At 71.7% G+C, this 11,336-nt stretch carries 12 protein-coding genes; 5 read left to right on the top strand and 7 right to left on the bottom strand.

What is annotated here, in order from left to right; genetic code table 11:
• Positions 1-11 precede the first annotated feature (11 nt).
• Entirely contained in the window at positions 12-779 is a 768-nt protein-coding gene (locus tag DNL27_RS03145) for a sulfite exporter TauE/SafE family protein (RefSeq protein WP_012397571.1), read from the bottom strand.
• A 188-nt stretch (positions 780-967) separates the two neighbouring features.
• Here DNL27_RS03145 and DNL27_RS03140 point away from each other — a divergent pair, with 188 nt between their 5' ends.
• The 4 genes from DNL27_RS03140 to DNL27_RS03125 all read left to right on the top strand — a co-directional run bounded on the left by DNL27_RS03140 (position 968) and on the right by DNL27_RS03125 (position 5,154).
• Positions 968-1,924, top strand: coding sequence for a 1,4-dihydroxy-2-naphthoyl-CoA synthase (locus DNL27_RS03140; protein ID WP_112234680.1), 957 nt, complete (start codon positions 968-970; stop codon positions 1,922-1,924).
• A gap of 8 nt (positions 1,925-1,932) precedes the next feature.
• Complete coding sequence (locus DNL27_RS03135; protein ID WP_112234679.1) at positions 1,933-3,489, top strand: AMP-binding protein; 1,557 nt, start codon at positions 1,933-1,935, stop codon at positions 3,487-3,489.
• Positions 3,490-3,500: 11 nt separating this feature from the next.
• Positions 3,501-4,013 carry a 2'-5' RNA ligase family protein gene (locus tag DNL27_RS03130; protein ID WP_112234678.1) on the top strand — a complete coding sequence of 171 codons (513 nt, stop codon included), beginning with the start codon at positions 3,501-3,503 and terminating at the stop codon, positions 4,011-4,013.
• 256 nt (positions 4,014-4,269) lie between these two features.
• The gene (locus DNL27_RS03125) at positions 4,270-5,154 is read left to right on the top strand and encodes a 1,4-dihydroxy-2-naphthoate polyprenyltransferase (RefSeq protein ID WP_012397567.1); all 885 of its coding nucleotides are present in this window, start codon (positions 4,270-4,272) and stop codon (positions 5,152-5,154) included.
• Positions 5,155-5,160: 6 nt separating this feature from the next.
• Here DNL27_RS03125 and DNL27_RS03120 read toward each other — a convergent pair whose 3' ends face one another.
• Positions 5,161-5,439: a DUF4229 domain-containing protein gene (locus DNL27_RS03120; RefSeq protein WP_012397566.1), complete on the bottom strand. Its 279-nt coding sequence runs from the start codon at positions 5,437-5,439 to the stop codon at positions 5,161-5,163.
• 288 nt (positions 5,440-5,727) lie between these two features.
• Between DNL27_RS03120 and DNL27_RS03115 the strand changes: the two genes are divergently transcribed.
• Positions 5,728-6,279, top strand: coding sequence for a PLDc N-terminal domain-containing protein (locus tag DNL27_RS03115; RefSeq protein WP_012397565.1), 552 nt, complete (start codon positions 5,728-5,730; stop codon positions 6,277-6,279).
• Positions 6,280-6,426: 147 nt separating this feature from the next.
• Here the strand turns inward: DNL27_RS03115 and ccsB are convergent, their stop codons facing one another.
• From ccsB to DNL27_RS03090, 5 genes are read right to left on the bottom strand one after another with little or no spacing between them, the layout of a single operon-like run.
• On the bottom strand, positions 6,427-7,494 hold the full coding sequence (gene ccsB, locus DNL27_RS03110; protein ID WP_012397564.1) for a c-type cytochrome biogenesis protein CcsB: 1,068 nt from the start codon (positions 7,492-7,494) through the stop codon (positions 6,427-6,429).
• 40 nt (positions 7,495-7,534) lie between these two features.
• Complete coding sequence (locus tag DNL27_RS03105) at positions 7,535-9,226, bottom strand: cytochrome c biogenesis protein ResB (RefSeq protein WP_112234677.1); 1,692 nt, start codon at positions 9,224-9,226, stop codon at positions 7,535-7,537.
• Positions 9,223-9,981 (bottom strand): cytochrome c biogenesis CcdA family protein, encoded by a 759-nt coding sequence (locus tag DNL27_RS03100; protein WP_012397562.1) that lies wholly within the window; start codon positions 9,979-9,981, stop codon positions 9,223-9,225. Before DNL27_RS03100 ends, DNL27_RS03105 begins: the two co-directional genes overlap by 4 nt.
• Positions 9,978-10,610, bottom strand: coding sequence for a TlpA disulfide reductase family protein (locus DNL27_RS03095; RefSeq protein ID WP_229577887.1), 633 nt, complete (start codon positions 10,608-10,610; stop codon positions 9,978-9,980). Before DNL27_RS03095 ends, DNL27_RS03100 begins: the two co-directional genes overlap by 4 nt.
• Before the next feature lie 42 nt (positions 10,611-10,652).
• Positions 10,653-11,324, bottom strand: coding sequence for a histidine phosphatase family protein (locus tag DNL27_RS03090; protein ID WP_112234675.1), 672 nt, complete (start codon positions 11,322-11,324; stop codon positions 10,653-10,655).
• Between the last annotated feature and the right edge of the window lie 12 nt (positions 11,325-11,336).

Raw genomic sequence — 11,336 nt, 5'->3', positions numbered from 1 at the left:
CCGACCCCGGGTCACACCAGCAGGTACAACGACCCCAGCACCGTGACCACGATGACCGCGGTGTCGAAGACCCGCTGCCGGATGCGCGTGATCGCCCACCGCCCCGCGAAGGCACCGAGCACCACGCCGGGGACCAGCAGTGCGTCGAGCACGAGGGTCTGCGTGGTGATGAGCCCGAGCCCCACGGATACCGGGACCTTCAGCAGGTTCATCACCGCGAAGAACCACGCCGCCGTGCCCAGGAACGCGTGCTTGGGGAAGCGCGCGGCCAGGAAGTACATGGACATCACGGGCCCCCCGGCATTGGCGACCATGGTGGTGAACCCGCCCAGCGAGCCGTACCCCGCGGCCACGGCGCGAGAGGCAGGGGCGGGCGGAGCGGCATCGTCGTCCCGGGGTGCGGAGTCCCGGTGACGCTGCCAGAGCGTGAGCGCCATGAGCATCAGCAGCATCACGCCGATCACGCGGCGGACGAGGGAGTCCCCCGCGAACGCGAGGAACACGGCACCCAGCGCGAGACCCACCAGAACGGCCGGGAGCATGCGGACCAGCGTGGGCCAGTGCGCGTGCTTGCGGTAGGTCCACAGCGCGAACATGTCCCCCACGATCAGCAGCAGGAGCAGCGCGCCGGTGGACGGCTTGGCGGGAAGAACGGCTGCGAAGATCGCGACGGCCAGGGTGTTGATGCCCGGCAGCGCCGTCTTGGAGAACCCCACGAGCACTGCGCTCACCGCCAGGGCGGCCCAGGCGAGGGTGCTCAGGTCGGGGAGCAGGGTCATGGCAGGTCCTTTCCGCGTGACGGGCGGAGAACTTCCCCGGCGCCCCGCACAATCTAGTGGAACAAAGACAGCCCAGCGACCCGAAATCTGCACTGACGGAGCACATGCAGGTGCCCGGGCGGGCGGGGGTGGCACCGGCCATCGAGGGCGGGCGAGGGCACCGCCCACCCCGTCCTACAGTGGTACCCATGACCAACGCGCAACTTCCGGACCGGGTGTCCGAGATCTTCGACCCCCAGCAGTGGCGGCCCGTGGAGGGCTTCACCGATCTGCAGGACATCACCTACCACCGCGGGGTGGGGCGGGATGCCAGCGGCGCCGTGGTGAAGGACCTCCCGTGGGTGCGCATCGCGTTCGACCGTCCGGAGGTGCGCAACGCGTTCCGCCCCGGCACCGTGGACGAGCTCTACCGCACGCTGGACCACGCCCGCATGTCCTCGGACGTGGGCGCCGTGATCCTCACGGGCAACGGACCCTCCGCCAAGGACGGCGGCTGGGCGTTCTGCTCCGGCGGGGACCAGCGCATCCGCGGCCGGGACGGCTACCACTACGCCGAGGGCGAGACCGCGGACTCCATCGACCCCGCCCGCGCCGGGCGCCTGCACATCCTGGAGGTGCAGCGCCTGATCCGCACGATGCCCAAGGTGGTGATCGCGGCGGTCTCGGGCTGGGCCGCTGGCGGCGGGCACTCGCTGCACGTGGTGTGCGACCTCACCATCGCCTCCGCCGAGCACGGGAAGTTCAAGCAGACGGACGCCACCGTGGGATCGTTCGACGCCGGCTACGGTTCCGCGCTGCTCGCCCGCCAGGTGGGCCAGAAGTTCGCCCGGGAGATCTTCTTCCTGGCCGATGAGTATTCCGCCGAGGACATGCACCGCATGGGCGCCGTGAACCGCGTGGTCCCCCACGCCGAGCTCGAGTCCACCGCCCTGGAGTGGGCCCGGAAGATCACCGCCCAGTCCCCGCAGGCCGTGCGCATGCTCAAGTACGCGTTCAACCTCCCGGACGACGGCATGGTGGGCCAGCAGGTCTTTGCCGGGGAGGCCACCCGCATGGGCTACATGACGGACGAAGCCGTGGAGGGCCGCGACGCCTTCCTGCAGAAGCGGGACCCGGACTGGTCCGCGTTCCCCTACTACTTCTGAGCCGCCGCGTGAGCCCCGGTTCCACCCCCTTCCCCGACGACGACGCCGTGCCCGCCCCCCGCGGGTCCGGCTCCTCCGTTTCCGGACCAGAGCCTGGCCACCCGCTCGACGCCCCGCAGACCGCGGAGCTGCCGAGCGACGTCGTGCTGCTGGACGGCCCCGTGGCGGGGGACCCCGCCGAGCTGCTGCCCCGGCTGCGGGCGGTGCTGTCCCGCCCGGGGCCCGCGGTGGTCGTGGCCACCTCGGGCTCCACGGGACGCCCCAAGAAGACCGTGCTGAGTTCGGAGGCCCTGACCGCCTCCGGACGGGCCACCGAGCGCGCAACCTCCGGGCCCGGCCAGTGGATGCTGTGCCTGCCCGCGCACTACGTGGCCGGGGTGCAGGTCCTGGCACGCTCGGTGCTCGCGGGCACCACCCCGGTGGTCCTGGGCGCGGAGCACTTCACCCCCGAGGCGTTCGCACATGCCGCCGAGAGCATGGAGCACGCGGTGCGCTACGTGTCCGTGGTGCCCACCCAGCTGCAGCGCATCCTGGACCCGGCGGACGGCTCCCCGGATTCCCGCGCGGTGGCGGCGCTCGCGCGCTTCGACGCCGTGCTCGTGGGCGGCTCCCCCCTCTCCCCTGCGCTGGCGGCCCTGGCCGACGCCTCCGGAGTGCGGGTGGCCCGCACGTACGGCATGTCGGAGACGTGCGGGGGCTGCGTCTACAACGGGGTGCCTCTCGACACGGTCACCGTCCGCATCCTGCCCGACGACGCCGATCCCCACCTCGCGCACATCCCCGCACCGAGCACCCCTCCCGCCGAGGAGCAGTCCATGGGAACTTCCTCTGCCGAGGATGGGCCGGTGGGGAACTCGCCCGCAGAGGTGGGGGCTGCGGGGACCTTGCCCGCAGAGGCGGGGTCGGCGGTGGCTCCCTCCGTGGCGGCAGGCTCTGCCAGTGAACCGTCCCCGGTGGCACCGGTCGAGGGCCGCATCTGGCTGGGAGGTGAGGTGGTTGCCTCGGGCTACCTGGACGACCCCGAGCAAACCGCCGCGCACTTCCGCGTGGCGGACGGGCGGCGCTGGTACCGCACCGACGACCTCGGCAGCCTGGACGAGCACGGCCGGCTCACCGTGCTGGGCCGCACCGACGACGTGATCAACACCGGCGGCGTGAAGGTCTCCGCGGGTCGGGTCGCCGAGGTGCTGCTGGCGGATGAACGGGTCCGCCAGGCGCTCGTGGTGCCGGTGGCGCACCCGGAGTGGGGGCAGACCGTGGCCGCGGTCGTGGCCGCGCGGACTCCCCGATCCCACGAAGGCACCCGGTCGCAGGGCTCCTCCCCCGAGCATCGGGATCTGGAGCACGACCTCTCCCGGGCCGTCCGCGAACGCCTGGGCGCCCCCGCCGTTCCCAAGCAGTGGCGCCACGTGGCGCACCTGCCGCTGCTGACCACCGGCAAGCCGGACCGCAGGGCCGCCGGGGCGTTGTTCACCGAGGAACCCGCAGCACCCCCGCAGGCGTCGGACGAGCGACCGAGTGCACCCCGGCAGGGGCCCCAGCACCCGGACCGCGCTTCGTCCTGACCGGAGGATCCATGCCCCTGCACTCCCTGGACCTCGTGTTCTCCCCCGCCCACGACGCCGCGATCCGTGAGCGCTGGGACGCCCTCGAGCGCGCGGGGCTGCCCAACCTGGCCCGCCACCGCGGATCATCCAACGCCCCGCACGTGACGGTGCTGTCCGCACCGCGCTTCGAGGAGTCGGTGCTGCAGCGTGCCAGGGAGCTGTTCGGGACCCTGCTGCCGTGCACCCTGCCCGTCACGGGCCTCGTGGTCCTGGGCAGGGGCCCGTGGGTGCTGGCCGAGGCGCTGGCGGTCCCGGCCGCGGTGCTCACGGCCGTCGAGGACCTCCGGGCTCTGCAAACGGACGGCCCCGAGGAGTCCCGGCCGTGGGTCCCGCACGTGACCCTGGCCAAGCGTATGGACGGGCCCACCGTGGCCCGGGCCCTCGAGGTCCTCGGTGCCAGCCCGGCGCCGGAGGTCCTGGAGGTCACCGCGCTGCGCCGCTGGAATCCCGAGCTGCGGGAGACCACGGTGGAGGCCCCCTGACCCGTTCCGGCAGCACCGAACGCCCGACACGTCAGAGCTCGCCGCCCTGCGCCGCGGGGACCCCCACCGGTTGGACGTCCCTGTCGCAGTCCCCTGGCCCACCCCCACGCCCTCCCCGGACGCCCGGGGCATCGGCCGGGGCGGGCGGCATCGTGCGCCGACAGGCCCGACAACCCCGGACGCCCGGGGCATGTGCACCTGCACAGCGCGTGGGACAATGGGATGAATTCGCCGTCAGTTCACGAAAGGTTGCACCGTGGCCACACCAGCTCAGTGGGTCGAGGGGGCGCGGCTCCGCACACTGCCCATGGCCGCGGCACCCGTGATCGCCGGAACCGCGGCCGCGCAGGCCATGTTCGGCGCGCGGATCGGCCCGGCGCTGCTCGCGCTGGTCGTCGCGCTTGCCCTGCAGGTGGGTGTGAACTACGCCAACGACTACTCGGACGGCGTGCGCGGCACCGATGACGAGCGCGTGGGGCCCCTGCGGCTCACCGGCTCCGGGGCCGCCGCTCCCCACCAGGTCAGGCTGGCCGCGTTCGCGTGCTTCGGGGTGGCCGCGCTGGCCGGTGCCGCGCTCGTGGTGCTCTCCCAGCAGTGGTGGCTCGCGCTCGTGGGTCTGCTGGCGATTGCCGCGGCCTGGGGCTACACGGGCGGGCGCAAACCCTACGGCTACATGGGCCTCGGGGACGTGTTCGTGTTCATCTTCTTCGGGCTCGTGGCCACCCTGGGCACCACGCTCACCCAGGCGGGGCGGCTGAACGCGGACGCGTGGGTCATGTCCGTCTCCACCGGGCTGTTCGCGTGCGCGCTGCTCATGGCCAACAACGTGCGGGACATCCCCGGTGACCGGGAGGTGGGCAAGCAGACCCTGGCGGTGCGGCTCGGCGATCCCCGGGCGCGCCTCGCGTTCACGGCGGAGCTGCTCGTGGGCATGCTCCTGCCGCTGCTGCTGGTGCCCCACAACCCCTGGGTGCTGCTGGTCTACGCCATGAGCCCGCTGGCCGTGGGCGCGGCGAGCACGGTGCTCCAGACCCCCGAGCGGCGCGAGCTGATCCCCGTGCTCAAACAGTGCGGGTTCATCAACCTGGGTGTCACCGTGCTGTACGCGGTGGCGGTGCTGGTCTACCAGTACGTGGGCTGAGCCCGCTCAGACGTCCTTGCGGGACTCGGCGTCCGTGTACGTGTCCTCGATCTCCTGGTCCTCCAGCGCCACGCGGTTGGCGGGCTTGGGCGAGCGGGAGATGAAGCGGTGGAAGTCCTGCCCGGCGGCATAGTGCAGCTTGGGGAAGAAGATGTAGCAGATGGCAAACGCGGCCAGCACGGCGGCGATCCCGGAGAACACGAGTCCCAGGCCCGCGAGCATGAACAGCAGGAACAGGACCACCAGGATGCCCAGGCGCAGCAGGGAATACTTCACGAAGTTCACGGCACCAGTCTAAGCGTGCGCCCTGGGTGCTCCCCGGGGGCACGCCCCCGGTGGGCGCCCGCCCCGTCCCCGCACAACCTCGCTGGGCCGGTGGGTGCGTGCGAGGTGCGTGCCCGCTGTCCGTCACCGCCCACGTCCGCGACGCCGCCCTGCCCGCCGCCCCCGCCCGGCCACGCCCGGCTCCCGGGCACGGTCGGCGCACGGCGCCGCGGCGCTCGTGCCCGCCGCTTCCCCGGACCGCGCGCCATGAACGGGGTGCACCCGGCCCGCTCGCCTAGGATGACACGCATGGGCAGAGCGATTCTCATCATCACCGCGGGTGCGCTCGCGGTGGGCGTCATCATCTACGCGCTCATCGAGTGTGCGCAGTCGGACCGGTACCGCGTGCGGGCCATCCCCAAGGGCGCCTGGCTGCTGGTGATCCTGCTGCTGCCGGTGGTGGGCGCGCTGCTGTGGCTCTTCTTCGGACGCCCCCGGCAGGACGACGCCGCCCGCGCCCCCGAGCGCGGCCGCGGGCCGGACGACGACCCCCAGTTCCTGCGCAACCTCGAGGAGCGCCGCAAGCAGCAGGAGCAGGCACGCCGGTTGCAGGAGTGGGAGAACGAGCTCAAGCGCACGGGCCGCGCCCCCGGCGCCCGCCCCGGCACGGACGACGCCGAGGACGGCACGAGCGCCCCGGACGCCGATTCCCGAGGCACCAATTTCCGCGGCACCGATTCACAGGGCACCGATTCCCGCGGCACTGATCCGCGAGAACCGCAGCCCCGCCGGGAGAACCCGGGTGACGAGGGCCCGACCGAGAACCACCCCGCAGCAGAGGACACCGACCCGCGATCCTGACGCAGGCGGTGGTCTCCGCCGCACCCGGGCCCGTCTCCTGCACCCCGGGATGCACACGAAAAGAGCCCGCCTCCGCAAGCACATGCGGAGGCGGGCTCTGCCGTATGGGGGCGCGGGCGGCGTCGTCGGCGCCACCCGGCCGCGAGGTCACAGACCCGAGTAGGAGTGCAGCCCCGGGAACAGCGTGTTGACCACGGTGAAGTTGAAGACCACGCACAGGTAGCCGGCGATCGCCAGCCACGCGGAACGGTTGCCGTTCCAGCCGCGGGTCACGCGGGCGTGCATGTAGGCGGCGTAGACGGTCCACACCACGAAGGTCCAGACCTCCTTGGTGTCCCAGCCCCAGAAGCGGCCCCACGCCTGGTCCGCCCAGATGGCGCCGGCGGCCAGGGTGAAGGTCCAGAACACGAAGCCCACGGAGTTGAGTCGGAACGCGAAGTTCTCGAGCGTCACCGAGTTGGGCACGGCGCGCAGGAAGCCCATGCGGGACTCCTCGCCCGCGGCCAGGCGCTTCTCGCGGCGGGACTGCAGCAGCTGCAGCACGGCCATGGCGAACGTGATGGTGAAGATGCCCGAGGCGGCTACCGCGATCGACACGTGGATGATCAGCCAGTAGGACTGCAGGGCGGGCTGCAGCGGGGACACCGGCGTGGGGAACGCGATGGTGGCCAGGCACAGCATGGTCAGCACGAGGCCCGAGACCATGGGGCCCACGAAGCGCAGGTCCTTGAAGGCCAGCGTGACCAGGTACACGCCCGAGACCACCAGGGCGCCGGTGCTGCAGAACTCGTACATGTTGGCCCACGGCACGCGGTCCGCGGCCACACCGCGGGAGATCACCGCGAAGGCGTGCAGCGCGAACGCGAGCACCATCAGCGTCACGGCCACCCGGGCCGCGGGGCGGCGGGCGTCGCGGCGGTAGTTCAGGGCCTCGAACTCGCCCACCGCGCGGGCGGGGTTGTCCGCCGAGGTGCGGAACTCGCTCGCCACGGACGATCCCGCGGCCTCGCGCGAGGACACGCTGCCACCGCCGGAGGACGACGCCGCCCCGGCCCCGCGGGACGCGCCCGCGGCCACCAGCTGCGGGGACTCCGCGGCCGCCTCGGCGCGCTTGCGCGCGCGCTGCTCCTGGACCCCCAGGGTTTTGGAGTGGCTGGCCATGTCCCACACGAACGCCACGAACACCACCATGTAGGTCATGGCGGCCAGGAGCATGAACCACTCGCTCCAGTTGCCCAAAGTCACATTGATGTCGCTACCCATTGTTCTGCGCCTCATCCGACGATTTCAGGTGGAACTCCCGGACACCGCTGTCCTCCCACAGTGACGTCCACAGTGCTGTCAGTTTCTCCGCTTCCGCGCCCAGCCTGTGGTCCTCACCGCGTGCCAGCAGTCCGTACTCCAGAACAGTACACCGCACCCCGTTGGGGTCCTCCGTCTCGGTGGCCCGCACCCAGGCCCGGCGGCGGGCGATGAACAGGCTCATGATCAGCCCCGCGAACGCCACCAGGAAGGAGATGAACGCCGGGATCCGCCCGGGGTCGCTGTGCACGTCCAGGCCCACGTAGCGCTTGACGTCCAGGAACTCCACGCTGCCCTTGCCGTCGGGCAGATCGGCGGTGCGGTGCTGTGCGTCCAGCATGATGGGCCCGTTCTCCGAGGTCATGGAGTTGAGCTCGGTGAGCTTCTGGGTGTCCAGCACGTACACGTTCTGCGGCTGGCCGCTGTCCAGGCCCAGGTCCCCGGAGAACGAGGAGAGGATCAGCGCCGGGTTGTTCAGCGCCGGGTCCACGGACTTGGGGATCTGGCCCTCCTGGGAGACCGCGGTGGGCAGCAGCAGCCCCACGAAGCCCAGCTGGTCCGGTGCGGCGTCCGGGACCTTGAGGGTCAGCGAGGACGTGTACACGGAGTCGGAGGGGACCGTGACCACGGGGCCCTCGTACGCCACGTTGCCCTTGCCGTCCTTCACGCGGATCACGGGGGCGTAGCCGTTGCCCACCAGGTACACCTTGGTGCCGTCGATGTTCAGCGGCTTGTTGACCGCCAGGTTGACGTCCTGGGGCGTGGCGCCGGGCTTGTCCGTGACCGTGAGGTCCGCGTTGAAGTCCGTGGGCTGGCCGTAGTGCTTGGGGTCCGAGGTGTCCCGGTTGAAGGTGGCCTCGAAGGACTTCAGCTGCACCGAGAACGGGTTGAGCGAGTCCGCGTCGAAGTTGGTCCCGGGGTTGAAGGAGTCGTAGTCCACCAGGGTGTTCACGAAGGACTCGCCCTCCACCACCACCTTCTGGCCCTTGTACCCGTAGAGGGAGCCGATGGCCACGGAGATCAGCACGGCCAGCAGCGCCACGTGGAAGAGGATGTTGCCCACTTCCTTGAGCATCCCGCGCTCCGCGGCCACCGACGGCGCCGCGGTGCCGAGGTCCTGCGGCGCCACCCGGTAGCCGCGCTTCTTCAGGGCGGCCGCGGCTTGCTCCACGGCCTCGTCCGGGGTGGGGCCGGGCGCGCCGTCCCGCCCGCCGAGCATGACCTTGCGGTACTGCGGCATGCGGGAGATCCGCCGCGGGGTGCGCGGGGGCTTGGAGCGCCACGCCCTGAAGTGCTGCACCGCGCGCGGGATCACGCAGCCCACCAGGGAGATGAACAGCAGGATGTAGATCGAGGAGAACCAGTAGGACGAGTACACGTCGAAGAGCTGCAGCCGGTCCAGCCAGGGCCCCATGGTGGGGTTGGCTTGGATGTAGCTGGTCACGGCGTCCGGGTCCTGCACCCGCTGGGGGAACAGGGAGCCGGGGACCGCGGCGATCGCGAGCAGCAGCAGCAGCACCAGCGCGGTGGACATCTTGGTCAGCTGCCGCCACGCCCAGCGCAGCATGCCCACCGGGCCGAGGGCCGGGACCTCCGCGTCGGAGCGCTTCGGGTTCCGCTCACGCGGAGTGCGCGCTGAGGTCATATCGGCATCACCCAATCGGTTACGAATTCGGACTGGATCCAGGAGACCAGCGCGGACCACACGCCCGTGGCCATGGCCAGCCCGATGAGCACGAGCACCACGCCGCCCACGCGCTGCAGCGTGAGGCGGTGGCGGCGGAAGAAGGACATGGCGCCCATGCCCCGGCGCAGTGCCAGGGCGATGAGGATGAACGGGACACCCAGTCCCAGGCAGTAGGCGGCGGTCAGCACCACGGCCTTGCCCGTGGAGGCGCCGTCCACGTAGGCGAGGGCCTGCACGGCCGCGAACGTGGGCCCGATGCACGGCGCCCAGCCCAGCCCGAAGGTCATCCCGAGCACGGGTGCACCCCACAGCCCGGGAGGTGGGCGGCGCTCGATCTTGCGGTCGCGCTGGAACCACGAGAAGCCGCCCAGGAACACCACGCCCATGAGCGCCACCAGCAGACCCAGCACCACCATGATCCAGCGTTGGCCCAGGAACCACGCGAACGCCCCCAGCTGGGCGAGCACCACGGACATCACCACGAACACCACGGAGAAGCCGAGGACGAACAGCAGCACGCCCCAGAAGATCCGCCCGCGCTTCTGCTCGCGCAGGTCCGCGCCCGTGAGCCCGGTGATGTAGCCCAGGTACCCGGGGATCAGCGGCAGCACGCACGGGGAGGCGAAGGAGACGAAGCCCGCGAGCAGGGCCACGGGCAGCGCGGCAATCAGTGAGCCGTCGAGGATCACCTCGGCGAAGGGATTGCCGTTCATGCGGACTCGGCCACCGTGTCCTTGATGAGCGCGTCCAGGGTGGACTTGTCCGCCTTGCCCAGCACGCGCGCTGCCACCCGGCCCTGCGAGTCCAGCACCAGGGTGGTGGGCACGGCCTGCGGCGGGACGTAGTCGCTCAGCGCCAGCAGCACCGCACCGTTGACGTCTGTGGCGGAGGGGTAGTCCACGCCGAAGGTGCGCTCGAACGCCTCGGCGGTGGCCTTCTGGTCCCGCAGGTTCACGCCCATGAACCGGGCCTTGTCCCCGTACTCCTCGTGCAGCGCCACGAGGTCCGGCGCCTCGGCGCGGCACGGGGCGCAGCCGGCGTACCAGAAGTTCAGCACCACGGGCTTGCCGCGCATGCTCTCGGCACTCACGGTGGAGCCGTCGAACATGGCGGCGTCGAAGGTCACGGGCTCCCCTCGCTTGTCCGGGGCGTACTCGCTCACGGAGCCGTCACCGGCCACGTAGCCCTTGTCCCCGCCGGCGTTGGCCTGCTGCGCGAGGCTGTCGTCCGAGGACGAGCACCCCGTGAGTGCGAGACCCACCGCGGCCACCACGGCGATGACGCCCGTGCGCACGCGTGCTCGGGTGGCCGGGCGCCGGGAGGAGGAGGGCAGTGAGTTCACGGGGGCAGCACCTGGAAGGGGTCGGGTGGGGTGGGACATCGATTATGAGCCGGGAAGCTGGTTGACACCTGGATAGAGGTGCGCGGCCGGCTCGCGGTAGGAGACCGTGGGGACCTCGGCGGCGTCGACGTCCCGGAAGGTCAGGGACGTGAGGGAGGCCAGGTTGCACTCGCGGCGGCGCGGGTCGTGCGGCAGGGGCCGGCCCTCCGCGGAGAGGCGGGTGAGCCAGATGGGCAGCTGGTGGGACACGGCCACGGCCTGGGCGCCGTCGCCCCCGCGGCGGACCGCCTCCCGGGCGATCTCCCGCACGGCCTCGGCCATGCGCGCGACCTGCTCGCGGTACGGCTCGCCCCACGAGGGGCGCAGGGGGTTGAGCAGGTGGGGCCAGTGCCGGGGCCTGGCCAGCTCGGCCGGTGTCACGTGCAGGCCCTCGAAGTGGTTGGCCGGCTCGATCAGCCGCTCGTCCGTGTGGACATCCAGGCCCAGCTCGCGCGCCACCGGGGCGGCGGTCTCCCGGGTGCGGGTCAGCGGGGAGCAGGCCAGGTGGACGATCTCGTCCCCCGCCTGCACCCGCTGGGCGAGGTCCGCAGCGGCGGCCTCCGCCATGCGGGCCCCCTTCTCGGAGAGGTGGTAGTCCGGCAGACGCCCGTAGACCACGTGCTCGGGGTTGTGGACCTCGCCGTGGCGCAGGAGGTGAACGGTTGCGGAAGCCATGGCCCCAGTGTC

The organism is Kocuria sp. BT304, assembly GCF_003290245.1.
Lineage (GTDB): Bacteria > Actinomycetota > Actinomycetes > Actinomycetales > Micrococcaceae > Kocuria > Kocuria rhizophila_A.
This window is presented reverse-complemented; position numbering and strand designations above follow the sequence as displayed.